Origin of the sequence: Dermatobacter hominis (assembly GCF_020715685.1) — a bacterium.
Classification (GTDB): domain Bacteria; phylum Actinomycetota; class Acidimicrobiia; order Acidimicrobiales; family Microtrichaceae; genus Dermatobacter; species Dermatobacter hominis.
Window position 1 is genome coordinate 926,996 of record NZ_CP085840.1, and the last position, 24,766, is coordinate 951,761.

The 24,766-nt window shown below is 75.0% G+C and carries 18 protein-coding genes, 3 tRNA genes and 1 riboswitch; of the genes, 5 read left to right on the top strand and 16 right to left on the bottom strand.

Annotated elements, in window-relative coordinates:
- Positions 1-52: 52 nt before the first annotated feature.
- The gene (locus tag LH044_RS04350) at positions 53-2,608 is read right to left on the bottom strand and encodes a GNAT family N-acetyltransferase (RefSeq protein WP_227758578.1); all 2,556 of its coding nucleotides are present in this window, start codon (positions 2,606-2,608) and stop codon (positions 53-55) included.
- A 215-nt stretch (positions 2,609-2,823) separates the two neighbouring features.
- Between LH044_RS04350 and LH044_RS04355 the strand changes: the two genes are divergently transcribed.
- Both LH044_RS04355 and LH044_RS04360 read left to right on the top strand, forming a co-directional pair.
- On the top strand, positions 2,824-4,560 hold the full coding sequence (locus tag LH044_RS04355) for a DUF885 domain-containing protein (RefSeq protein ID WP_227758579.1): 1,737 nt from the start codon (positions 2,824-2,826) through the stop codon (positions 4,558-4,560).
- Between the two features lie 52 nt (positions 4,561-4,612).
- Complete coding sequence (locus tag LH044_RS04360; RefSeq protein WP_227758580.1) at positions 4,613-6,895, top strand: molybdopterin oxidoreductase family protein; 2,283 nt, start codon at positions 4,613-4,615, stop codon at positions 6,893-6,895.
- A gap of 75 nt (positions 6,896-6,970) precedes the next feature.
- On the opposite strand, the gene LH044_RS04365 is transcribed toward LH044_RS04360, so the two are convergent.
- Positions 6,971-7,936 (bottom strand): alpha/beta fold hydrolase, encoded by a 966-nt coding sequence (locus LH044_RS04365; RefSeq protein WP_227758581.1) that lies wholly within the window; start codon positions 7,934-7,936, stop codon positions 6,971-6,973.
- A 124-nt stretch (positions 7,937-8,060) separates the two neighbouring features.
- Here LH044_RS04365 and LH044_RS04370 point away from each other — a divergent pair, with 124 nt between their 5' ends.
- The 3 genes from LH044_RS04370 to LH044_RS04380 all read left to right on the top strand — a co-directional run bounded on the left by LH044_RS04370 (position 8,061) and on the right by LH044_RS04380 (position 12,024).
- Complete coding sequence (locus LH044_RS04370; protein ID WP_227758582.1) at positions 8,061-10,463, top strand: CocE/NonD family hydrolase; 2,403 nt, start codon at positions 8,061-8,063, stop codon at positions 10,461-10,463.
- Positions 10,464-10,525: 62 nt separating this feature from the next.
- A complete protein-coding gene (locus LH044_RS04375) occupies positions 10,526-11,497 on the top strand; it encodes a pirin family protein (RefSeq protein ID WP_227758583.1) in 972 nt (323 codons plus the stop codon).
- Positions 11,498-11,508: 11 nt separating this feature from the next.
- On the top strand, positions 11,509-12,024 hold the full coding sequence (locus tag LH044_RS04380) for a MarR family winged helix-turn-helix transcriptional regulator (RefSeq protein ID WP_227758584.1): 516 nt from the start codon (positions 11,509-11,511) through the stop codon (positions 12,022-12,024).
- Positions 12,025-12,111: 87 nt separating this feature from the next.
- Here LH044_RS04380 and LH044_RS04385 read toward each other — a convergent pair.
- The 14 genes from LH044_RS04385 to LH044_RS04450 all read right to left on the bottom strand — a co-directional run bounded on the left by LH044_RS04385 (position 12,112) and on the right by LH044_RS04450 (position 24,737).
- Positions 12,112-12,185: transfer RNA gene (locus LH044_RS04385), tRNA-Val, on the bottom strand.
- A 51-nt stretch (positions 12,186-12,236) separates the two neighbouring features.
- Entirely contained in the window at positions 12,237-12,839 is a 603-nt protein-coding gene (locus tag LH044_RS04390) for a hypothetical protein (protein ID WP_227758585.1), read from the bottom strand.
- A gap of 95 nt (positions 12,840-12,934) precedes the next feature.
- Entirely contained in the window at positions 12,935-15,049 is a 2,115-nt protein-coding gene (locus tag LH044_RS04395; protein ID WP_374210537.1) for a RecQ family ATP-dependent DNA helicase, read from the bottom strand.
- Between the two features lie 101 nt (positions 15,050-15,150).
- Positions 15,151-15,221 (bottom strand) — tRNA-Cys (locus tag LH044_RS04400).
- 143 nt (positions 15,222-15,364) lie between these two features.
- Positions 15,365-15,440: transfer RNA gene (locus LH044_RS04405), tRNA-Gly, on the bottom strand.
- A 52-nt stretch (positions 15,441-15,492) separates the two neighbouring features.
- The gene (locus LH044_RS04410; RefSeq protein WP_227758587.1) at positions 15,493-16,557 is read right to left on the bottom strand and encodes a hypothetical protein; all 1,065 of its coding nucleotides are present in this window, start codon (positions 16,555-16,557) and stop codon (positions 15,493-15,495) included.
- A gap of 101 nt (positions 16,558-16,658) precedes the next feature.
- On the bottom strand, positions 16,659-17,291 hold the full coding sequence (locus LH044_RS04415) for a DUF4202 domain-containing protein (protein WP_227758588.1): 633 nt from the start codon (positions 17,289-17,291) through the stop codon (positions 16,659-16,661).
- Between the two features lie 28 nt (positions 17,292-17,319).
- Positions 17,320-17,544 (bottom strand): hypothetical protein, encoded by a 225-nt coding sequence (locus LH044_RS04420; RefSeq protein ID WP_227758589.1) that lies wholly within the window; start codon positions 17,542-17,544, stop codon positions 17,320-17,322.
- Between the two features lie 51 nt (positions 17,545-17,595).
- The gene (locus tag LH044_RS04425) at positions 17,596-18,282 is read right to left on the bottom strand and encodes a hypothetical protein (protein WP_227758590.1); all 687 of its coding nucleotides are present in this window, start codon (positions 18,280-18,282) and stop codon (positions 17,596-17,598) included.
- 57 nt (positions 18,283-18,339) lie between these two features.
- Positions 18,340-19,128: an Fpg/Nei family DNA glycosylase gene (locus LH044_RS04430; protein ID WP_304512039.1), complete on the bottom strand. Its 789-nt coding sequence runs from the start codon at positions 19,126-19,128 to the stop codon at positions 18,340-18,342.
- Between the two features lie 28 nt (positions 19,129-19,156).
- Positions 19,157-20,440 (bottom strand): trans-sulfuration enzyme family protein, encoded by a 1,284-nt coding sequence (locus LH044_RS04435; protein WP_227758591.1) that lies wholly within the window; start codon positions 20,438-20,440, stop codon positions 19,157-19,159.
- On the bottom strand, positions 20,437-21,630 hold the full coding sequence (metX, locus tag LH044_RS04440) for a homoserine O-acetyltransferase MetX (protein ID WP_227758592.1): 1,194 nt from the start codon (positions 21,628-21,630) through the stop codon (positions 20,437-20,439). The genes LH044_RS04435 and metX overlap by 4 nt, the downstream gene beginning before the upstream one ends.
- Before the next feature lie 84 nt (positions 21,631-21,714).
- Positions 21,715-21,836: riboswitch (SAM-I-IV-variant riboswitch) on the bottom strand.
- Between the two features lie 28 nt (positions 21,837-21,864).
- Entirely contained in the window at positions 21,865-23,502 is a 1,638-nt protein-coding gene (locus LH044_RS04445; RefSeq protein WP_227758593.1) for an N-6 DNA methylase, read from the bottom strand.
- Positions 23,503-23,582: 80 nt separating this feature from the next.
- Positions 23,583-24,737, bottom strand: a complete 1,155-nt coding sequence (locus tag LH044_RS04450) for a DEAD/DEAH box helicase (RefSeq protein WP_227758594.1) — start codon at positions 24,735-24,737, stop codon at positions 23,583-23,585.
- Positions 24,738-24,766: the final 29 nt, after the last annotated feature.

The following is a 24,766-nucleotide window of genomic DNA, read 5'->3' on the forward strand; positions in this document are numbered from 1 at the left end:
GACCGGCAGAACGACAGCCAGTTCGAGCTCGGGGGGTCTCAGGCGAGGGGGCTCAGGCGAGGTGGCGGACCGGCGGGTCGCCCTGGGGCTCGCCGACGACGACGTGCACGTCGGTGACCCAGGCCGTCGGGCCCGACACGATGACCGGGTCGGCGACGATCTCGTGGATCTCGTCGACCGCCTCGGCCAGGGCGGCGAGTCGGTGCACGAGCGCGACGACCGGGACGCGGTCGATCGGGTCGGTCAGCGCCCGGCCGACCGACGAGGACGAGACCAGGACGGTGGCGTCGGGGAGGGTGAGCGGCAGCACGCCGAGCTCCCACGGGTCGAACGCGGCGGCGGGACCGCCGAGGCCGACCTCGACCGTGGCCACGCTCCCCGACCGCCGCACGCGCACCGCGACGTCGATGCCCTGCTCGACGAAGCGCTGGACCACGGCGGGGAGCATCCCGTCGGCGCCGAGCGCCGACTCCATGCGCGCCCAGGTGTTGCGCAGGTCGTCCTCGTCGGCGATGTCGAGGGCGACGCCGCTCAGCGCCGTCCGCTTCCTCCGGTCTCGGCGCTGCGCCTTCAGGGCGACCGGCCACCCGAGCTCGCGGGCGGCGGCGACCGCCTCGTCGGCGGTGCGGACGGTGCGGCGGTCCGCGACCGACAGGCCGAACGCGCCGAGCAGCGCCTCCTGCTGCTCGTGGTCGAGCTCGACCTCGTCCTCCCCGTCGCGCCACGACGCCACCAGGTGGCGCGCCGCCTCGGCGTCGGCGCCGCTCGGCGCGTCGTCGCCGTAGACCCGGGCGGTGGAGCGCCACTCGCCCACCGCGGCGAGCTTCCCCAGCGCGTGGGCGGCGTGCTCGGGGAACGTGAAGACGGGCACCGCGACGCCGGCCTGCTCGTCGAGCAGCCGGGCGGGCCGCTCGCCGCCCACGGTGGCGACGACGATCGTCAGGTCGGGTCGCGCCGACGACGTGGCGAGGATCTCGGACGACAGCTCGGCGGGCGGCAGGGGGCCGGGCGTGGTGTCCACGACGATGATCGAGTGCACGGCCGGGTCGTCGGCCGCAGCGGCGAGCGCCGACACGTGGTCGTCGACCGACGACGTGAGGCGACGGAGCGGAGCGAGCTCCAGGCCTGCCGCCGAGCACGCAGCGGCGGCGAGCGCGACCGCGCCCTCGGACGCGCCGACGACGGCGACGCCGCGCCCGCCGGGCGCGGGCTGGTCGGCCAGCAGCCGCCCGATCGCGAACAGCTGCTGCAGGTTGGCGACGGGGATCACGCCCGACTGGCGGATCATCGCCTCGTCGCGGCGCTGCTCCGCGTCACGACGGGTGCCGACCGGCCGGATCGCCGTGCGGAGGGCGGCGACCGGCTTGGCCATCGAGGCGGCGCGGGCGGCCCGGACGAACCGGCCTGGCAGCGCCCCGGTGCCGAGGTGGACCAGCACCGCACGGGTGGCGTCGTCGTCGGCCCACCAGCTGAGGAGGTCGGCGACGCCGACGTCGACCGGGACGTCGGACGACACGAGCGTGGAGATCCCGAGGCCGACGCGGCAGGCGTGGTCGACGACCGAGGTCACGACGTCGCCTGACTCGGTGAGCACCCCGATGGCCCCCGGCAGGGGCACCGGCCCCGTGGGCATGGCGTGCAGCCGGACGTCGGGGTCGGTGTTGCACACGCCGTAGCTGCCGGGCCCGAGCAGCCGGAGGCCCCGGCGGCGGGCCGCCTCGACCATCGCCTGGGCCTCCGCGTCGCCGGCGTCCGACAGGACCACCGCCGTGCCGGCGCCGCGCGCCCCGCACGCGTCGAGCACGTCGGGGACCGACGCCGCTGCACCGGACACGACGACGAGGTCCGTGCCCTCGGGCAGCTCGTCGATCCGATCGGGCGCCACCGGGGTGACCGTGCCCGTGTACCCCGCCCGCATGAGCTGCAGCGCGACCGCGCCGGCGAGGCCGTGGGTGCCGTGGCCGTCGGAGTCGGGTGACCAGCCGCCGACGTCGATCACCGCCACCGACTCCGGGCGCAGCAGCCGGCGGACCGACGCCGCCTCGGCCTGCCGCTCGCGCCGGTCGACCGCGGCGAACACCTGGTCGGTGGCCCGGAGGTCGAACGCCACGTCGACCACGCCGTCCTCGAGGTGCGTGGCGACGTCGTAGCCGGCGGCCGAGAACACCTTGAGCATCTTGCGGTTGGTCGGCAGCGTCGTCGCCCGGAACCGCGAGATGCCGTTCTCGCGCGCTGCGGCGGCGAGGTACTCGAGCATGAGGGTGGCGAGCCCGCGGCCGTGGTGGCGGTCGTCGGTGAAGAAGGCGACCTCGGCGGTGTCGGTGCCCTCGTAGCGCTCGTAGCGGGCGACGCCGATCAGCTCGTCGTCGAGCAGCGCGACGAACGCGACCCGGTCGTGGTGGTCGACGTTGGTGAAGTGCCGGATCTCGCGCTCCGAGAGCTTCGGTCGCGGCGAGAAGAACCGGAAGTAGATCGACTCCGGCGACTGGCGCTCGTGGAAGCGCTCGATGCGCTCGGCGTCGTCGGGTCGGATGGAGCGCATCCGGACGGTGTGCCCGTCGCGGAGGACGACGTCGGCCTCCCAGGTGTCGGGCACGGTCGGGTCCACCGCCGGTCAGACTAACCGTCGGTCGTTCCGCCGGGCCGGGAGTCGGTCACGCCCGGTCGACGGAAACATCGCCACGCCCGAAAGCGGGGAGGCATCGACACGCCCGCCGGCGGAGCGGCATCACCACGCCCGCCGGCGGAGCGGCATCACCACGCCCGCCGGCGGAGCGGCATCACCACGCCCGCCGGCGGAGAGGCATCAGTAGTCTGCGGCACATGACCGGCGACCGTGCGGTGCTCGACGTGGCCGACCGCTACTGGACGACCGTGCTGGCGGCCGCCCCGACCTCGGCCACCCTGCTCGGCATCCACGACCACGACGACCGGCTCGAGGACCTGTCGGCCGCCGCCGACCGCCGGCTGCGCGACGAGCTGGCCGCCATGGCCGACGACCTCGCCGAGGCGACCGCCGGCGAGGGCTCGTCACCAATCAGCCCCGCCGTCGCGGTCACCGCCGACCTGCTGGCGCACCAGCTGCGCACGGGCATCGAGGCGATCGACCTCCGCCTGGTCGAGATGGCGAGCGACCAGATGCTCGGCCCCCACGCATCGCTGCTGATGGCGGTGCCGCAGATGACCTACCCGGAGCCGGCCGACGCCCAGGCCGCCCTGACGCGGTACGCGCAGGTGCCGCGCCTGCTCGGCCAGGCGCTCGACCGCTTCCGTGACGGGCTCGAGGCCGGTCGCACGCCGGCCGCCGCGGTGGTCGGCCGCTCGGTGAACTCGCTGGAGCAGTACCTCGCGACCGACGAGGACGACGACCCGTTCCTCCAGCCCGGGCTGCCGGCCGGGGCGGACGGCGAGCCCTGGGACGGCGCCGATGCGTGGCGCCAGGACGCGCTCGAGCTCGTGCACGACGTCATCCGTCCCGCGTTCCGGGCGTACCTCGGCGTGCTCCGGGAGGAGCTGGTCCCCGTCGCCCGCGACGACGACCACGCGGGCTGGTGCCACCTCGACGACGGCGAGGCGATGTACGCCGCCCTCGTCCGGGCGCACACCACGCTCGACCGCTCGCCGGAGGAGCTCCACGAGCTCGGGCGGGAGCGGACCGAGCAGGTGCTCCCCGCGGAGTACCGCGAGCTCGGCGCCGAGGTCTTCGGCACCACGGACCTGCAGGAGATCTTCACCCGGCTGCGGACCGACCCGGACCTGAAGCACCGTGACGCCGACGACATCATCGAGGTGGCCACCTCTACCGTCGCACGCGCCACCGCGGCGATCGACGACTGGTTCGGTCGCCTCCCCGAGTCCCCGTGCACCGTGCTGCCGGTGCCCGACTTCCTCGCCGCCGACGCGCCGTACGCCTACTACTACCCGCCGGCGGTCGACGGCTCCCGCGGCGGCACCTACTTCATCAACACGGCCGACCCGACCGAGGCGTCGCGCACCGAGGCGGAGTCGATCGCCTTCCACGAGGCGATCCCGGGCCACCACCTGCAGATCGCGATCAGCCAGGAGCTCGACGACCTGCCCGAGTTCCAGCGCCACGACGGCGCCACCAGCTACATCGAGGGCTGGGGGCTCTACGCCGAGCGGCTCGCCGACGAGATGGGCCTCTACTCCGGCCCGCTCGACCGGCTCGGCATGCTCACCGCCGACTCGTGGCGCTCGGCCCGGCTCGTGGTGGACACCGGGCTGCACGCCCTCGGGTGGACCCGCCAGCAGGCCGTCGACTACTTCGAGGCGCACACGCCGGTGCCGATCGACCAGGTGCTCGCCGAGGTCGACCGCTACCTGGCGATGCCGGGCCAGGCGCTGTCCTACAAGGTCGGCCAGCTGCACATCCAGGCGCTGCGCGACGAGGCCCGGGCCCGGCTGGGAGAGGGCTTCCGCATCGCCGACTTCCACGACGTGGTCCTCGGCTCGGGCGCGGTGACGCTGCCCGTGCTGACCCGGTTGGTGGAAGGCTGGGCCGAGGCAGGCGGGGGGCGCAACAGGGCAGTCGCCGGTTGACGCACCGGCACGGACGGGGCCCGCACCGGGCCGGACACATCGGGGGAACGACATGACGACGGTCGAGGCCACGGGCACGGGGGCCGACGGGAGCCACTTCCGCACCTGTCCCCTGTGCGAGGCCACCTGCGGGCTGGAGGTCGAGGTCGAGTCGGGCGCGGTGAAGCGCATCCGGGGCGACCGCGACGACGTCTTCAGCCACGGGTTCATCTGCCCGAAGGGCTCCACGCTCCAGCGGCTGCACGAGGACCCGGACCGGCTGCGGGCGCCCCTCGTGCGCCGCGACGGCGTCCACGTCGAGGTGACCTGGGAGGAGGCGTTCGCCGAGGTCGACCGCCGGCTCGCCGCGGTCCGCCAGGCGCACGGTCCCGAGTCGGTGGCGATCTACCTCGGCAACCCCAACGCGCACACGCTCGGGGGCACGGTGTTCACGCGGCCGCTGCTGCAGTCGCTCGGCACCCGGAACGTCTTTTCGGCGTCCACCGTGGACCAGATGCCACGGCACGTGTCGTCGGGGCTGATGTACGGCAACGCCGGGGCGATGGCGGTCCCGGACCTCGACCGGACCGACTACCTGCTCGTGCTGGGCGCCGACCCGCACGAGTCGAACGGCAGCCTCTGCACCGCGCCCGACTTCCCGGGGCGCATGGCGGCGATCTCCGAGCGGGGCGGCCGGGTCGTCGTGGTCGACCCTCGCCGGAGCCGCAGCGCGCAGTCCGCCGACGAGCACGTGGCCATCCGCCCGGGCACCGACGCCCTGTGGCTGTGCGCCCTGCTGCACGAGGTCATCGAGCGCCACGGCGTGGACCTCGGGTCCTGCGCCGAGCTCGTCGAGGGGATGGATGCGGTCCGGACCCTGGTCGCCCCGTTCACCGCCGACGCGGTCGCCGAGCGCTGCGGGATCGACGCCGATACGACCCGCCGCATCGCCGACGAGCTGGCCGGGGCCCGCACGGCCGCGGTCTACACGCGCATCGGCGTGCACACCGTGCGGTTCGGCACGATCGGCTCGTGGGCCGGCGACGTCCTCACGCTGGTCACCGGCAACCTCGACCGGCCCGGCGGCCTCATGTGGGCCACGCCGTGCCACGGCCGGCCGGCCGTCCCCGGTGCAACCACGGTCGGTCGCGGGTTCCGGACGGGACGGTGGGCGTCACGCGTGTCGGGCCGACCGGAGGTGAAGGGCGAGCTCCCGATCGCCGTGCTGCCCGAGGAGATCACCACGCCGGGCGAGGGCCGGATCCGGGCGCTGTTCACGATCGCCGGCAACCCGGCCCGCTCGTCGCCGGACTCGGCCGCCGTCGAGCGGGCGCTCGACGACCTCGAGCTGATGGTGTCGGTCGACATCTACCTGAACGAGACGACCCGCCACGCGGACGTCGTCCTGCCGGTGCCGTCGTCGCTCGAGAAGTCCCACTTCGACCTCGCGTTCTACGGCCTGTCGGTCCGCAACGTCGCCAACTTCTCGCCGCCCGTCTTCGCCGCCGAGGGCCCCGCCGAGCACGACGTCCTCGCCCGGCTGGCGCTGATCGCGTCGGGCCAGGGCCCCGACGCCGATCCCGAGATCGTCCACGGGCTGATCGCCCGGTCGCTCGTCGACGCCGCGGTGCAGCTCGAGGGCGGTCCGGTCCACGGCCGGGACCCCGAGGAGCTGATGGCCGCCGTCGAGCACCTGCCGCCGCCCGAGCGGATGGTCGACCTCATGGTGCGGGTCGGCCCCTACGGCGACGGGTTCGGCGCAGATCCCGACGGGCTGACGCTGCAGCGCCTCCTCGACGCGCCGCACGGCGTCGACCTCGGCCCGCTCGAACCGCGCCTGCGGGAGATCCTCCGGACGCCGTCGGGCAAGGTCGAGGTGGTGCCCGAGGGCGTCGCCGAGGACCTCGGCCGGCTGGCCGCCACGCTCGACGAACCCGTCGACGACCTGGTGCTCGTCGGACGCCGCCACCTCCGCTCGAACAACTCCTGGATGCACAACATCGAGGTCCTGGTGAAGGGACGGCCGCGCTGCACCCTCCTCGTGCACCCCGAGGACGCCGCCCGGCTCGAACTCGCCGACGGCGAGCCGGCCACCGTCCGCTCCCGGGTCGGCCAGGTCGAGGCCACCGTCGAGGTCACCGAGGACATCCGGCCGGGCGTGGTCAGCCTCCCGCACGGCTGGGGCCACGACGACCCCGGCACCCGCATGCGCGTCGCCGGTCGCCACGCCGGCGTGAACTCGAACGTGCTGACCGACGGGTCGGTGCTCGACCCGCTCAGCGGCAACTGCGCGCTGAACGCGATCCCGGTCGAGGTCAGCCCGGTCGCGGCGCCGCTCGCCGCGGCGGCGACCTGAGGGCATCGCCCCCGCTCGACCGCTCCCCCCACCCGTTCTGTGATGCCAGATACGCCGCTTTCGACGTGTTCAGCATCACAGAGCGGGTGCGGGGTCGAGCTCGGCGCGGATGAGCTCGGCCAGCTCGAGCGGCCGGTCGCCCTGGATGCTGTGGCCGGCGCCGTCGACGACGACGACCCGGGCGTCGGGGCGCAGGCGCAGGAGCTCGGCCACGTCGTCGTCGTCCACGACGGGGCTGAGCGAGCCCCGGGCCAGCAGCAGCGGCATCGACGTCGCCTCCAGGTCCGCCCACAGCGCAGGGCCGGGCAGCTCGATCACCTCCGCTGCGTCAGACGGCTCCTCGGCGCCCCAGGCCAGCGGACGGCGGTCGTAGTTCCACTCCCACGACCCGTCCTCGGTGCGATGGGCGTTGTGGAGGATCCCCCGCCGCAGGGACTCCGGCGTGCGGGTGGGGTTGAACTCGACGGTGCGGTCGAAGATCTCGCCGAAGCCGGCGAAGGTCTGCGGCCCGGCGATGAAGTCGTGGACGGCCTTCGCCTTCTCGGCGTTCACGCCAGGGGTGATGTCGACGAGCACCAGGCGCCGCACGAGGTCCGACACGCGGGTCAGCGCGATCGCGGTCAGCCCGCCGAGCGACATCCCCACGACCACCTCCGCCCGGGGCGCCAGCGCCTCGATGGCGGCGGCGAGGTCCTCGGCGTTCGCGGTCGGGTCGTAGTGGCGGTCCTCACGCCAGCTCGACCGGCCGTGTCCGGGCAGGTCGACGGCCAGCACCGGGGTCGGGCGCAGGGCGAGGGCCACCGTGTCCCACGTGTGGGCGTTCTGCGCACCGCCGTGGACGAGCACCACCCGGGGGTCGCCGGTCCCCCACCGCAGCGCCGAGATCTCGCGACCGTCGGGCAGCGCGTGGGCGACGCGCGCCACCACCACGTCGTCGGGATCGGCCAGGCCGAACTCGGCGCAGTTCTCGCCGAAGTAGGCGAACTCGTCGTAGACGAAGGACGGGTCGTCGGGGTGGACGCCGGGCACCGGAGCGTTCATGGGCGGTCAATGTAGGACCGCACGACCCGCTCGCGAGCGGCCGACCGGGGACGCGTCCGGGTCGCGCCCCGGAGTGCCATGATGCAGGTCCGCCGGGGAGGCCCGGCGGGTGAGGGGGAGTTCGATGGCGGTTCGGGGGATCCGGGGTCGGTGGCGTCTGCTCGCCGCGATCGTGGCGGTCGTGCTGGTCGCGGGTGCGTGCACCGAAGACCCGAAGGGCACCCCGGCGGCGGCACGGGCCGTCGCCGACCTGCCGTCCGACGCGCCGCCCGCCGACTTCTCGACGGCCGGCAGCGTCGAGCAGGTCCACGTCACCGGCGCCGAGCCGGGGCAGGAGCTGGCGCTCCACGACGCCGACGGCACGACCGTCGACGTCGCCGACGCCGACGACCAGGGGTCGCTCATCTTCCGCCTCGTCGAACCGGGCGACGACTACCGCGTCGCGACCGCCGGTGCGCCGGTCGTCGCGTCGGACGCGGTCCACGTCGACAGCGTCGACTCCTCGCTCCCCGAGCAGGACTTCTACGACTCCCAGCAGCTCGACCCCGGCTTCACCTACATCACGACCCGTGACGGGACGACGCTGTCGGCCTCGGTGTACCTGCCCGGTCCCGCGGAGGACGGTCCGTACCCGACCGTCGTCGAGTACTCGGGGTACGACCCGTCCCGGCCGGGCAGCAACCTGCTCGAGGAGAACGCCGAGGCGCTCCGCCCGATCGTCGGCGACGACCCGTCCGCCCTGTGCGGCGTCGTGCCGTTCGCCTGCAACGCGCCGGCGCAGCCGTCGTCGCTGCTCGCCCTGGCGATGGGCTACGCGGTCGTGGCGGTGAACGTGCGGGGCACCGGCTGCTCCGGCGGCGCCTACGACTTCTTCGAGACCCTGCAGCTGACCGACGGCTACGACGTCATCGAGACCGTCGCCGCCCAGCCCTGGGTCAAGGGCCACCGGGTCGGCATGGTCGGCCTCTCGTACCCGGGCATCGCCCAGCTCTACGTGGCGTCGATGCAGCCGCCGTCGCTCGCGGCGATCACGCCGCTGTCGGTCATCGACGACACCGTCCGCGGCACGTTGGCGCCGGGGGGCATCTTCAACGCCGGCTTCGCGCTGTCGTGGGCCGAGGAGGTGGGCGAGAAGGCGGAGCCGTTCGGCCAGGGCTGGGAGCAGGCGCAGGTCGACGCCGGCGACCAGACCTGTGAGGAGAACCAGCGCTTCCGGGGCCAGAACGTCGATGCCTCGGCCAAGGCGCAGGAGCACCGGTACTACCCGCCCGAGCTCGCCGATCCGCTCAACGCGTCGCTGTTCGCGGACCAGATCGACGTGCCGGTGTTCCTGACCGGGTCGTTCCAGGACGAGCAGACCGGCGGCCGCTTCCCGCTGCTGTTCGACAAGTTCACCAACGCCCCGGTCACGCACTTCACCGCGATGAACGGTGCCCACGCCGACGGCTACGCCCCGGTGAACCTGACCGAGTGGAAGACGTTCCTCGACCTCTACGTGGCCGACGAGATCACGCCCATCCCGGGATCGGTCCAGGTCTTCGCGCCGCTGATCATGCAGCAGATCTTCGCCGCCGACGTGAGCCTGCCCGACGAGCGGTTCCTCGACGCGCCCTCGCCCGCGGCGGCCCGGGCCGAGTACGAGGCAGAGCCGCCCATCAACGTGCTGCTCGAGAGCGGGGCGGGCGACCCCGACCAGCCCGGCGCGCCGGTGCCGACGGTGCAGGTCCGCACGACGCAGTGGCCGCCGCCCGGCACGGAGGCCGAGCCCTTCTACCTCGGCCCCGACGGCACGCTGACGTCCGACCCGCCCGAGGACGAGGAGGACGGTGACGGCGCGTCGCGGTTCGCCGTGGACCCGGAGCTGGCGGAGCGCACCACGTTCAGCGGCTCGACCGGCGACATCTTCCACGCGCTCCCCGAGTACGACTGGCAGCAGGAACCCGACGGGTCCGCCGCGGTGTTCGTGTCCGAGCCGTTCGGCGAGGACCAGGTCTTCGCCGGCAGCGCGAGCGCGGATCTCTGGATCCGCACGAACGCCACGGGCGCCGACGTGGGCGTCACGCTGTCGGAGGTCCGCCCCGACGGCAAGGAGACGTTCATCCAGTCCGGGGTGCTGCGCGCCGCCAACCGGAAGGTCGCCGAGGGATCGACCGATCTGCTCCCCCTCCACTCCCAGCTCGAGTCCGACGCCGAGCCGCTCGAGCGCAACGAGTGGGCCGAGGCCCGAGTCGAGGTGTTCCCCTTCGCCCACATCGTGCGGGCCGGGTCGAGGATCCGCCTGTCGGTCCACACGCCCGGCGGCGACCGCCCGCGCTGGAGCTACATCATCGACCAGCAGCCCGACGACACGAGGATCGACGTCGGCCACTCCGCCGAGCACCCGTCGAAGCTCGTCCTCCCCCTGTCGCCCGACCTGCTGCGCGGGACGCCGTACCCGGCCGCGCTGCCGCCGTGCCCGGGTCTCCGAGGCCAGCCGTGCCGCGACTTCGTCGCCTACGAGAACGAGGAGGTCGACGACCAGGGGTGAGCGGGAACAACCGCATCGCCTCCGTGGTTGTATGACACGTCAACTAGTTCTCGGAGGTCGAGATGCCCGCCATCACCGTCGACGACACCCTGGTCCTGCCCCGCCTGCCCCAGGCTGCTGCGGACGCGGCACCGCGCCCCGTCAGCCGCCTGGTCGACGCCCACCACGCGATCGAGGGCGCCGGCTTCGAGGTCTGGCGCCCGTTCCCCGGCGGGATCGACCCGCACCTGGCCGACCCCTTCTTCCTGCTCGACCAGCTCGGCCCGGTCGCCTACGCGCCAAACGAGCCGGTCGGTGCGCCGTGGCACCCCCACCGCGGCTTCGAGACCGTCACGTACGTCCTCGACGGCGAGATCGCCCACCACGACTCGAACGGCGGCGGCGGGGTCATCGGCGAGGGCGACACCCAGTGGATGACCGCCGGCGCCGGCATCCTGCACGACGAGGTGCCCACCGAGACCTTCTTCCGCAACGGCGGCGTGTCGCACGGCGTCCAGCTGTGGGTCAACCTCCCGGCCGCCCTCAAGTTCACCCCGCCCCGCTACCAGGCGATCGGGTCCGGCCAGCTGCAGCTGCTGACCTCCTCCGACGGCGGCGCGCTCATCCGCCTGATCGCCGGCGACCTCGCCGGCTTCCAGGGCCCCGGGTCGACCCACACCCCGATCACGTACGCCCACGTCACGCTCAGCCCCGGCGCCGAGGTCGACGTGCCCTGGGACCGCCGCTTCAGCGCCATGGCCTACGCCCTCACCGGCCGGGGTCACGTCGGCGCCGATCGCCGACCGCTCGACGCGCACCAGCTGGCCGTCCTGGGCGACGGCGACACGCTCCGCGTCGGCGCCGCCGAGCAGCAGCCCGGCGACGCCCAGCAGCTCGACGTCCTGCTGCTCGGCGGGCTCCCGATCCGCGAGCCGATCGCGCACTACGGCCCGTTCCTCATGAACACCCGGGAGCAGGTGCTCGAGGCGATCGACGACTTCAACGCAGGGCGGATGGGCACGGTCCCCGCCACGACGCTCGGAGGCTCCAGTTGAACGACGGACCGGTGGCCGGGGCACGGGACGACGTGCCCTGGCTCGACGCGGAGGAGCAGGCCGCCTGGCGCGCCTACATGGAGATGCGCGACGAGGTCACGCTCCGGCTGGAGCGCGACCTCCAGGCGCGCTCCGGGCTCTCGGGCGCCGACTACCAGGTCCTCGTGCACCTCTCGGAGTCACCCGGCGACGCCGTCCGCCCGGTCGAGGTCTGCACGGCGCTGCGCTGGGAGCAGAGCCGCCTCTCGCACCAGCTGACGCGCATGGAGCGCCGCGGCCTGGTCGAGCGGCGCGCCTGCGAGGAGGACGGGCGGGGATCGATCGTCGCCCTGACCGACGAGGGGCGCGCCGCGATCGAGGAGGCCGCGCCGGGCCACGTCGTGGCGCTGCGGGCGCTCCTCGTCGACGTGATCGGCCGCGACGGCATGCTGCAGCTCGGGGCGATCGCCCGGCGGGTCCTCGACGCGCTCCCCGACGACGACCTCAGGCCCAGGGGCGGTCGTCGGGCCGGCGACCGGTCGGGCTGAGCCCGGAGCCGGCTCGGGCACGGAGCTCCGCCGGCGATCAGGGCCCGGACGCGGAGGAACCCCTGCACTCGGCAGGGGTTCCGGCGGTGGGCGTAACAGGACTTGAACCTGTGACCTCTTCCGTGTCGGGGAAGCGCTCTAGCCGTCTGAGCTATACGCCCGCGAGGCGGACACGGTAGCAGAACCGCGACAGCGGTCCTGCGTGCCCACGGTCAGGTGCCGGCGGGGCCGGAGCGGGCCTCGGGGTCGGGGGCCAGGACCCCGACGGCGACGACGACGAGCATGCCGACGACGAACAGCATCCAGAGCCCGGGACCCGGCCCGGTGCGGACGTTGCGCAGGCCGAGGCCCCACTCCAGCACCGAGAACACCATCAGGCCGACGCCGGTGAGGCCGGCGAGGATGCGCCCGGCCCGGCCGCGCTCGGCGGCCACGAGGACGCCGGCCACGGCGAGCAGCACGCCGCCGAGCACCGCGACCCAACCGCGGCCGAGGCCGCCGTCGAACTCGCGCCAGCCGGTCTCGGTCCCGCCCGTCAGGCCGCCGACGTCGCGCCAGGCCAGCAGGCTCGTGGCGCCTGCGGCGAGCGCGGCGACCAGGAGGATGGCGGTCAGCAGGAGGTCACGGCGCTGCGACGGCGCCTCCTCGGTGGCGGGGCGGGGCTGCACCCCGCCGAGGGGCGCTCCGGCCTGCCACGCCGCACCCGATCGGCCGTCGGCGGGACGACCTGGGGTCGCGGAGGGCGGCGCCCACGTCGCCGCCGGCCCGCGCGGGGCGTCGGTCGGCGCGACCGGGTGCAGGGAGGGATCGCTCACCGCACCAGCTTGCCAGGAGGTGGGCCCGGTTCCCGCCCGCCCCGGCCGCCGGCCGGGGCGCTGCTCAGGGACCCGGCCGCTGCGACTCGCGGCGCTCAGGGACGACGCCAGAGCACGAACGGCAGCACCAGCCCGGCACCGGCCGAGCGGAGGCCCTCGGCCACGACGGTCATCGTCCACCCGGACCGGAGCGAGTCGTCGACGACCAGCCCGGGGCCGGGCGGCACCTCGGAGGCGAACTCGAAGGCGCCGAGCACGTTCGCGGCCTGGTTGACCGAGTTCTCCATGCGCTCCTGCGGCGGCGCGTCGGCCCGCGACCGGCGCACGGCCTCGACGAGCTCGAGCTTGCCGACCTCGGACAGCCGGCGGGCGAGGCCGCCGACGAGCAGCGGCCGCGTGCGGCTCGGGACCCAGGTCACCCACGTCGGTCGGCGCCCCCAGTCCCACGCCTTCAGGGCCGCGGCGACGCCGCGGAGCAGGGCGTCGTCGGGCTCGGCGTCGGGGGCCTGGAACAGCGGACCGAGGACCTCGGCCCAGCCGGGGTCGGTGCCGAACGCCAGCGCCCTGCCCTCCTCGGGCCGCAGCTCGGCGGCGATGCGACCCTTGCGATCGTCGAGGCCCCGGGGCCACTGCTTGCGGGGCTCGATCCGCACCACCGCGCTGCGGAGGTGCTGCTGCGCGGAGGCCTGCAGGTCGGCGTCGACCGTGGCGTCGACCCGCACCCCGGTGCAGTTGTCGCACCGGCCGCAGTCGGCGGCGCCGGGGTCGTCGAGCGCCTCCCGGAGGAAGCGCAGGCGGCAGCCCGAGCCCGACGCGTACGCCCGCATGGCCCGCTGCTCGGCGCGGCGGGCCTCGGCGAGCCGGTGGTGGCGCTCCTGGTCGTACTCCCACGGCTGGTCCGTCCGGAACCACTGGGTGCCGTCGCGGTCGACCGCGCCCTCGACGTCGAGGACCTTGAGCAGGACCTCGAGCCGACCGCGTCGCAGGTTCACCGCCCCCTCGAGGTCGGCGACGGTGCAGGGCCCCGAGCGCTCGAGGACGCCGAGCACCTCGTCGACGGTGTGCTTGGGCGGCATGGCCGTGGCGTCGAAGTACGCCCAGACGTCGCCGTCGGTCGGTGTGGGGACCAGCACGACCTCGGCCGACGCCGTGCCCCGGCCCGCCCGGCCGACCTGCTGGTAGTAGGAGACGGGCGACGAGGGCGAGCCGACGTGGACGACGTAGCCCAGGTGGGCGTTGTCGTAGCCCATTCCGAGCGCCGAGGTGGCGACGACGCAGGCGAGTCGCCCGTGGTCCAGGTCGTCCTCGATCGCCGCCCGGGCCTCGGGGTCGGTGGCCCCGGTGTACGCCGCCACCGAGATCCCGGCCGACGCCAGGTACGAGGCGGTCCGCTCCACCTCGGACACCGTCAGGCAGTAGACGATGCCGGGACCGCGGCGGGCCCGCACCCACCCGGCCAGCCAGGCGAGCCGCTCCCCCGCCGTCGCGAACGACGCGACGCCGAGCTGCAGCGACGGGCGGTCGAGCGAGCCCCGGAAGGTGTGGGCCTCGGCACCGATCTGCTCGGCGACGTCGTGGGTGACCCGGTCGTTGGCGGTGGCGGTGGCCGCGAGGACCGGCACACCGGGCGGGAGCGATGCCAGCACGTCGGCGATCCGGCGGTAGTCGGGCCGGAAGTCGTGGCCCCAGTCGGAGATGCAGTGCGCCTCGTCGACGACGAGCAGGCCGATCCGGGCGGTCAGCGGGCCGAGCACCTCGCGCCGGAACCGCGGGTTGTTGAGCCGTTCGGGCGAGATCAGCAGCACGTCGACCTCGTCGGCGTCGATCCGGGCCTCGATCTCGGACCAGTCGTCGAGGTTGGCCGAGTTGATGGTCTCGGCCCGGATGCCGGCGCGCTCGGCGGCGCCGACCTGGTTGCGCATGAGGGCGAGCAGCGGCGAGACGACCAGCGTGGGGCCGGCGCCCTCCTCCCGGAGCAGTCGGGTGGCGATCCAGTACACGGCTGACTTGCCCCAACCCGTGGCCTGCACGAGCAGCACCCGCGACCGGTCGAGGGCGAGCGCGGCGATGGCCTGGGCCTGGTCGGGCCGCAGCTCGGCGTCGGGACCGGCGAGCTCGGCCAGCGTGGCGGCGGCGAGCGGCGGCAGCGCACGCGGCGCGGGCTGCTCCACGGGCGGCGGGTGGGTGGCGGCGTCGGTCACGGCGCCCATGCTCGCAGACGGCACCGACACCGTCCGGAGGGCTGTGCACGAGGGGGGTGCTGCGGCCACCCGGCGGGGGGCGCAGGGCCCCACCGCCGGGCGGCGCTCGGAGGCGACGAGGGGAATCGAACCCCTGTACAAGGCTTTGCAGGCCTCTGCCTCACCACTCGGCCACGTCGCCAGCGGCCCACCACCCTAGTGCGAGCGCCGTCGGGCTCCGCACCTGGGGGGCGCCCGACCGGCCGCACGACCGAGCGGAGGCGGGCGGGCACGCGCGCCGGCCCGGAACGCGACGGGACCCCTGCGACTGCAGGGGTCCCGATCTGGAGCGGACGACCGGCCTCGAACCGGCGACCTCAACCTTGGCAAGGTTGCGCTCTACCAACTGAGCTACGTCCGCGAGGACGGCAGATGGTAGCAGAGCCGTCGCGCGCCACAAGTTGGGCGATCGGTCAGTCCCCGCGGATGCGCTCGGCCAGCTCGACGGCCAGGGCGACCTCCGTGATGGCATCGACCGTCGAGAGCTGGGTCCCGACCGAGAACGTCAGCGAGGCGATGTCACGGTCGTGGCGCCCGCGGACGACCAGGTCGGGCGTCAGGTCGAAGATGTCGACGATCGGCTGCCAGCGCCGCCCGTTGACGACGAGGACCCGGGTGTTCGTCAGCACGACCACGGCCGGGTGGCCCAGCATCTGGCCCGTCACGGCCGCGAGCACGACCTCGTCGCGCCGCAGCAGGGCGCCGCACACCGAGATCGGGACGGCCGCGGCCTCGGCGGCCTCGGGCCGGAGTCGCCCGACCGCGGCGGCGAGGCCGTGGGCGTCGGGCACCGGCGGGGCGGTCGACGGTGGGGTCGAGGGTGCGCTCGCCGGCGGCACCGGGGCGCTCGGGGGCGAGGGCCAGGCCGACGCCTCGGTGGGCGGTGCCGGCGGAGCGGGCGCAGGCGGCGGGCCGAACGGGGCCGACGGAGAACCGGACGACGGGCCCGGCGCGCCGGGCAGCGGACCGGTGCGCGCGGCGTCGGCCACGACGCCGTTCGTGCGGCTCGAGAACAGCGGCCCGCCGCTGCCGTTGGCCAACGGGATCCGGGGGTCGTCCGACGGGGCCAGCGGCTCGTCGATCACATCTGCGTGGCGTGGCGCGGGCTCGGCCGTGAAGGCACCGGACCCGTTGGGCCACGCCGGCTCGTCCCACACGTCGTCGAAGGGCGGCGGGACCGGCTCGTCGGCGGGCTCGTCGAGCAGCTCGGACTCGCCGACGGCGTCGTCGACGATCGGCGTCGCCTGCGCGGCGTTCGCGTCGGTGGTCCACATGTTGTCGCGGGCGAACGGGACCTCGGGCGGGACGACCTCGGCGTTGTCGGCGGCGACGGTCGTGAACAGGTCGTCGGTGTCGGCGTCGCGGAGGTGCGAGCCGCAGTTCGCGCACCGCACGGCCTCCACCGGGTTGAGGGCACGGCAGTAGGGGCAGGGCCATCCCCACGCCTCGTCCTGGCCGATGTCGGACACCTGCGTCACCCGCTCCTCCGGGACCCCACTCGGGCGCTCCGGGCGCCACGGGTGGCGGCGCGCGGGGCGCGGGGACGACAGGCGCCGCCCCGTCCCCACAGCGTACGGGATCAGCCTGCTGACGCCTCAGTCGCTGCGACCGCGTCCCTGAGGAGTTCCCGGCCCCGGTCGTCGAGGTCGAGCTCGGCCGCGGCGGCGATCCCGCGGGGGCTCATCTTGCGCATGGTCTTGACGAGCACCTCGACCGTCTCGGGCTCGCCAAGCTGGTCCGCCACGCCGAGGAGCTGCGTCTGCAGGAACACCAGGCACAGCGCGTCCTCGTGCACCTGGACCGCCGGGTCGGCCGCGCCCTTCGACGCCACCAGGCCGTCCTTCCGGACGATCGAGGCGACCCGCTCGACCGCAGCGTCGTCGTAGCCCTCGGCCCGGAGCAGCGCCCCGAGCTCGTCGGCGTGGCGCTGCTTCGCGGCCGCACGCCAGCGCAGGTAGCCGGCCCGACCCTCGGGATAGGCGTCCCGCGGCGACGTCCACCGGCGCAGGTGGTGGCCCCGGGCCGCGAGGTGCTGCAGCTCGTCGGCGTCGGGGTCGAGCACCTCGAGCCAGCCCGTCATCATCCGGGCGTGGACGAGCTCCTTCGGCCCCGACGTCGCACCGACGACGAGGGTGTTCGGGTCGTCGGCGTTGGCGGCGTCGATCGCGGCGATCGCCGCGTCGAACCGGGCCCGGTCGTCGGGCTTCCTCACCGCAGGGTCCCGGTCGGCGGGGCGATCCTCACGAGCCCGAGCCGCCCCGCAGGTCGACCCGGAGCACCAGGACGCCGTCCTCGAGCGCCACCGCGGCGTCGCCGAGCATCGCGAAGTCGCGGAAGTCCTGCTCGGCCTGGCGGATGAACTCCCGCCGGGCCTCGCCCTCGACGGGCGGGATCTGACGGCGGCGCACCGAGGCGGCTCGCTCGCGGAACCGCTCCACCATGGCCTGCGGGTCGAAGTTCTCCATGGCGGCCCAGGCTACGGCCCGCCGCAGCCGGTCGGGGGCGTGCGGCCGGGCTCAGCGTTCGTCGTCGGGGGCGTCGCCGTCGCCCGCCTGCGACGCCCACCACGTGGCGGGCCCGTCGTCGGACGCGACGGCGCCCGAGGCGGGCGGGCTCCCGGGGTGCGGGCCGGCACCCGGCTCGCGCTGCGGGAGCTGCGGGGCGGGGCGGACCGACCACGGGTCGTCCTCGGCGTCGAGGTCGTCGTCGTCCGCGAACGCGGCGGGACCGGGGTCGACCAGGCGCTGCTCGGAGCCGTCCGCGCCGACGACGACGGCACCCGTGCGGGACCGGCGATCGGCGCGCTCCTCGGAGGCGGCGGCACGCGACGGCCGGGTCCGGATCCAGAAGAACACGGTGGCGGCCGCGATCACGACGGCCAGCACGAGCAGGGCGATCACGACCCAGTTGAGGCGCGTCGTGGCGCGGTCGCTCTCGGTGACGCGGTCCTCGAGCGCGGGCGTGGTCGTGCTCGGCACCGTCGTGGCCGGGGGCTCGCTGGTGGCGGGCTCGCCGCCCGCCGGCGGGGCCGTGGCCGCCGGGTCGACGGGGGCGGTGGTCGTGGTCGCCTGGACCGGCCGGCCCGGTGCGGCGGCGGCCGGCCCGGCACCGGCGCCGGAGAGCGCGCCGGCCAGCACGATCGCGGCCAGCAGGAGCCCCGCCGATGCGGCCCGCAGCGGCGCGGAGGGACCTCGGGGCACCATGCCGCGCACCCTACCCGGCGCCGGACGGGCCGACGGCGACCCGGGAGCGGCCCGCGGTCACCCGATCGGCTGCTCGACCGGGCACGAGTAGGTGGTCCGGCCGCCCACCGTCCGGCGCAGGAGCGGCGCCCCGCAGCGCGGGCAGGTCGCGCCCCTCGTGCGCGCCGCCTGGAGGTCGCCGGTGTGGGACCCGCCCCGACGGCCGAGGGTGCGGACCGTCCGGCGGATGCCGTCCGCGAGGCGGCGCTGCTCGTCGGCGGTCAGCGAACCGGCCGGTCGCCCGGGATCGAGCCCGACGCGCCACAGGGTCTCGTCGACGAGGAGGTTCCCGAGCCCGGCCAGGCGGTGCTGGTCGAGCAGCACCGCCTTGAGCGGTGCGGTCGACGTGCCGAGCACCGTCCGCAGCTGCGCCACCGTGGCCGTGGACGCCTCGGGTCCGAGGAGGTCGAGGTCGGGGTCGAGCTCCACGCCGCCGAGGCGGCGGGCGTCGATGATCGCCAGCGATCCCCCGCCGGACAGGTCCATGCCGAAGCGCTCCCACGTCGGCTCGACGCGGACGCTGGAGTACTCGAGCCGGTCGATCGCGAGGTCGCCGTCGACCACGAGGCGGCCGGTCATCCCGAACCGCAGCCCGAGCACCGCGCCCGAGCTCATCGGGAGCATGAGGAGCTTGCCGCGCCGCGTCGCCGCCCGCACCCTCGCACCGAGCAGGGCGGCCTCGAGCGCCTCGGGCGTCGCACCTCGCTTGAGGAACCACGCGTCGGGCGCGCGCACGGCCTCGACCGTCCGGCCCACGACCTCCTCCGCGGCCTGGCGGTAGGTCTCGACCTCGAGCAGCTCCGGCACGGTGCGGTGCAGGTCCCCCGCGGCCGGGTCAGCCCGCGCCGGGCTCGCCGACCGCGTCGAGCGCGGCGAGCACGTCGGCCACCACGTCGTCGGGGTCCTCGAGGCCGATCGACATCCGGATCGTGCCCGGGCCGATGCCGGCCTCGGCGAGCTCGTCGGGCAGGAGCCCGACGTGGGTCGTCGACGCCGGGTGCGTGGCGAGCGTCTCGGGACCGCCGAGCGACGTCGCCAGCCGGCAGATCCGGGTCGCCTCGACGAAGCGGCACCCGGCCTCGAGCCCGCCCACCAGGTCGAACGTCAGCAGCCCGCCGGTCAGGCGCATCTGGCGCGCCGCGAGCTCGTGCTGCGGGTGCGACGGCAGGCCCGGGTGGCGCACGCCGGTCACCTTCGGGTGGTCCTCGAGCACGCTGCCCAGGCGCAGGGCGGTCCCGGTCTGGTGCCGCAGCCGGACGCCGAGGGTCCGCAGGCCCCGCAGGCCGCCGGCCGCGTCGTAGGGCGAGGCGTTGGCGCCCTGCAGCACGGCGAAGCCCCAGATCCAGTCGAGGAGCTCGCGGCTGCCGGAGACCACGCCGAGGCTCACGTCGTTGTGGCCGCCGATCGCCTTGGTCGCCGAGTGCAGCGACAGGTCGATGCCGTGGTCGAGCGGGCGCTGGCCGAGCGGTGTGCCGAAGGTGGAGTCGACGACCTTCATCGGCCCGGCGATCTCGCCCAGCCGGGCGAGGTCGACCAGGTCGAGGCGCGGGTTCGCCGGCGTCTCGGCGAACAGCAGCATCGTCTTGCCGGGGCGCACTGCCGCGGCCCAGGCCTCGGGGTCGGTCCCGTCCACGAACGTCACGTCGATGCCGAGGCGCGGGCAGGCGCCCTGGAACAGCAGCTGCGTGCCGGCGTAGAGCTGGCGCTGGGTGACGATGTGGTCGCCGGAGGAGCACAGGCCGAGGACGACCGCGGTCACCGCACCCATCCCGGAGGAGAAGGCGCGGGCCGCCTCGGCGCCCTCGAGCTCGGCGACGGCCTCGGCGAAGTCGTTGACCGTCGGGTTGCCGTACCGGCTGTAGAAGGTGTCGGCGGTCGTCGAGGTGGCCATGCGCCGACCGTCGGCCACCGAGGGCGTCACGAACGTGGTCGTCGTGACGATCGTCGGGGCGAGCGCGGTGCCGTTCCGGGTGCGGCCGGATCGGATCGCCACGGTCTCGGGCGCCAGCGCGGCGTCCTCGACGAGCGTGGCGTCGTCGGTCAGGGCGTTGTCGGTGGTCACCGGGTCGGCAGGGCCCTCGGCCTGGGCTCCGGTGGTGCTGTCGTCGGGCGCCGTCATGTCGTCTCCAGGAACGTGCGGATGGGCGGTGCGAGCTGGGGGGTCTCGATCAGGAAGCCGTCGTGGCCGTGCGGCGAGTCGATGTCGACCCAGGTGACGTCGCCGCCGACGGAGCGGAGGCCGTCGGCGAGGACGTGCTGCTGGATCGGCGGGTACAGGCCGTCGGACCGCACGGATGCCACCAGCGTCGGCGCCGTGATGCGGGCCAGCGCGGACTCGGTGCTGCCGCGGCCCCGGGCCAGGTCGTGGAGGTCCATCGCCCGGTTCAGCCGGACGTAGCTGTTGGCGTCGAACCGGCGGGCCAGCTTCGTGCCGTGGTAGTCGAGGTACCCCTCGACGTCGAAGAGCGGGTCGAGGGTGAAGTCGAGCCCGCCGAGCATCGACCGGTGGAACCGCTCGGTGAACACCTCGTCGCTGCGGTAGGTGACCTGGGCGCACATGCGGGCCACGGCCAGGCCGCGGTGCGGCCCCTCGCCCGGGTCGGCGTCGTAGTAGTCGCCGCCGCGGAACCGTGGGTCGGACTGCACGGCCATGCGCCCGATGTGGCTCCACGCGATCTGCTGGGCCGACGCGGACGCCGTGGTCGACGCGACGACGAGCGCCCCGACGCGCTCGGGGTACATCGCGCCCCACTCGAGCGCCTGCATCCCGCCCATCGAGCCGCCCACCACGGCACGCCAGCGCCGGATGCCGAGCCGGTCGGCGAGCAGCGCCTGCACCCGGACCATGTCGCGGATGGTCACGACGGGGAAGTTCGAGCCGTACGGCTTGCCGGTCTCCGGGTCGATCGACGACGGCCCGGTCGTGCCCTGGCAGCCGCCGAGCACGTTGCTGCACACGACGAAGAGGCGGTCGGTGTCGAGCGCACGGCCGGGCCCGACGAGGGCGTCCCACCACCCCGGGGTCGGCTGGCCGGGGCCCGAGCGGCCGGCGACGTGGGCGTCGCCCGTGAGCGCGTGGCAGACGAGGACGGCGTTCGACCCGTCGGGAGCGAGCTCGCCCCACGCCTCGTAGGCGACGTCGACCTCGGCCAGCAGGCCACCGCCCTCCAGGCGGAACGGCCGGGCGGTGCTGCCGGCGGCATCGGCGTCGTCCGCACCGGCGACGCGGCAGAAGCGGCGGTCCGCGACGGGATCGCCGGGTCGCCAGGCGCCGGTGGCCGGGATGTCGTGCTCGGAGCGCGGGTTCACGTGGTCGGGTGCAGGTTCGGTTCGGGGTCGGGTCGTGGACGACCACGCGTGGTCCGCACCGGGGAGGGCCCGCGCGAGCGGGCCGTTCGGACACTTGGTTGCCGCCGACTCAGCCGACTGGCCACATCCCCGCCGAGGCGGGATGGCACCTTGGGTGTCCGTCCCAGGTTGCCGGACCCCTCGCGGGGCCTCTCCTGATGATCCATCCAGAGAACACGGTCCGACCGGTCGCGGTCAAGCACGTTCGTCGGCGGACCGACCGGCGAGGCGGTCGGCGCGCTCGCACCACCAGTCCAGGAGCGCGAGGTCTTCTCCGGCGCCGTGGGCGCGCACCATCGCCGCCCCGAGGCGCCGCAGGGCCCTCGTGCGCTCCGGCCCCGGGGGCTCACGGTGCAGGTCGCGCGCGATCGCGGCGCCCTCCGACCACGCGGCGCCGTCGATCGGCAGCGGCAGCGCCCGCACCGAGGCGGCCGACAGGCGCACGGCCCCGAGCGAGAGGCCCGAGCCGGCGTGGGTGCCGGCCACCGCCGCGGCGACCGTCGGCGCGCTGAGCGCGGCGGCGAGGTGCCACACGTCGACCTCGGCGGAGGGACCGGGCTCCACGGTCACCACCGGGGTGACCGGGACGAGGTCGCCCACAGGGTCGGCGACCGCCTCCGGCACCTTGGTCTGGGTGGCGACCAGCACCTTCGGCACGGCCCGGGCCCCGACCCAGGCCGCCACCCTCGGCGCGGTCGCCTCGAGCGCGGCGCGGTCGAGGCGGGGCTCGCTGACCCGTCGTCCCCCGAGCCGGCGCGGCGTCGCGGTGTCGAGCCGACACGCGTCGATCATGCCCACCGTCACCAGGCGGGCCGACGACCCGTCCCAGCCCGGCTCCCCGGCGACCCGGGCCGCGGCCGCGAGTGCGTAGAACTCGTCGCGGAACCCGGCGGTCACCTCCGCGACGTCTCCGATCGTGCGACCGCCCGCCGGGAGCGGGTCGACCGCGCCCGGCACGCCCGTCGCCGCGGCCAGCAGCGGCCCCCAGCTGGGCGCGCCCGGCACCGCCACCGAGCCGACCGGTCTCCCCTCGGCGCCCCACCGCAGCTCGACCTCGGTCGTGTCGACGGGGCCGCGACGCACGACCGGGGCGCACACGTCGACGTCCGCGTCGAAGTGGCGGGCGTCGTCTGCCCACAGCGCCACGAGGGCGCACCGGTCGAGCAACTGCGATCGCACCGCCGTCGCGTCGCGCGCCGACAGCACGGACTGCGGCTGGATCATCAGCGACACGCCGCCGGGGGCCAGCTGCTCGACCCCGACCAGCAGGAACGCGGCGGCGTCGTCCACGTACGGGCCGAGGTCGCCGAACCGGTCGCGGAGGGCGGCGCGCCGATCGCCGTCACGGGCCGTGTCGGCCGTGCGCTGCGCGAGGAACGGCGGGTTGCCGACGACCAGGTCGGCACGGCCGGTGAACGGCGTCTCCTCGAGCAGCGCGTCGTGCTCGAGGAGCCGAGGCGTGGCGGGTCCCCGCACGCCGTGCTCCTCGGCCCACCGGCACAGCGCGTCGCGGCCGTGGGCGATCGCCTGTGGATCAACGTCGCAGCCCGCCAGCCGGTCGCGCACGACCTCGTCGGGCGGGACGCCCCTCGCCACCAGCGCATCGGCCGCCGCGAGGAGGAACGAGCCGGCCCCGCACGCCGGGTCGACGACGAGGCGCGGCGTCCGGCCAAGGTGGGCGAGCGCCACGTCCACGAGCGTGCGGGCCAGCGGGGCGGGCGTGGCGTGCGAGCCGAGCGCCCGGCGGCGCGTCGCGGGCTGCGACGACGCGTGACGCTCGATCGGCGATCGGGACGAGGCGCCCCCGTCGAGCGCCGGCGTGGCGGTTCCCACGCCGTCGAGTCTGCCCGTCGGGTGGCCCGACCCCGCGGAGCCCGGGGGCCGCCCCGACACGTCGGTGCCGCGGGTGCGGGTCAGGCCTCGGGCCAGTCGGCCACGTCGGCCAGACGGGGGTCGTTCGAGAAGACCTCCACGACCGGCACGTCGAGGCCGAGGCGCTTCTGCAGCCGCTTGATCTCGAGCTCCTGGTTGTAGAGCAGGAGCGACACGACGACGCCGGACTCCCCGGCGCGCGCCGTCCGACCGGAGCGGTGCACGTAGGTCTTGTGGTCGTTCGGCGGGTCGTAGTGGATCACCACGTCGACGTCGTCCACGTGGATGCCGCGGGCCGCCACGTCGGTGGCCACCAGGGCGTGCAGCTTGCCCGACGAGAAGTCGGCCAGCGCCCGCTCGCGGAACTTCTGGCGGAGGTCGCCGTGGATCGGCGCGGCCTCGACGCCCTCGTCCTCGAGCTTGCGAGCCAGGCGGTCGGCGCCGTGCTTGGTCGCGGAGAACACCATCGTCCGCTCGGCGCCCCGGATGATCGCCGCGGCCACCTTCACCTTGTCCATCTCGTGGACCAGGAAGAAGCGGTGGGTCATCTGCTCGACGTTGACGCCCTTGGACGCGACCTCGTGCCGGGTCGGGTCGTGCTGGTAACGGCGCACGAGGCTGTCGACGACGCCGTCGAGCGTGGCCGAGAACAGCAGCGTCTGGTGGTCGCCCTCGACGTTGCGCAGGATCCACTCCACCTGCGGCAGGAAGCCCATGTCGGCCATGCGGTCGGCCTCGTCGATGACCACGTGGCGGACGTCGGCGACCGAGAGGTCGCCGCGCTCGATGAGGTCGATCGCCCGGCCGGGCGTGCACACGGCGAACTCGACGCCGCCCTTCAGCGCCTTGATCTGCTTCTCGATCGGGTCACCGCCGTAGATGGCCGCGATGCGGATGCCGCGGGCGTGCGAGGCCGCGACGAGCTCGTCGCGCACCTGCGTCGCCAGCTCGCGGGTCGGCACCAGCGCCAGGCCGGTGGGCCGGCCGGGCTCCGCCCTGGGCAGGAGCTGCACGAGGGGCAGGCCGAACGCGAGCGTCTTGCCCGAGCCGGTCTTGGCCTTCCCGCAGACGTCCCGCCCGGCCAGGATGTCGGGGATGGTCATCTCCTGGATGGGGAAGGCGGTGGTGATGCCCCGTTCCCGGAGTGCGTGGGTGATGTCCTCGTCGATGCCGAGGCTGTCGAAGGTCGTCGTCATGTCTGCTTCGTATCCGTGATGATGGTGGC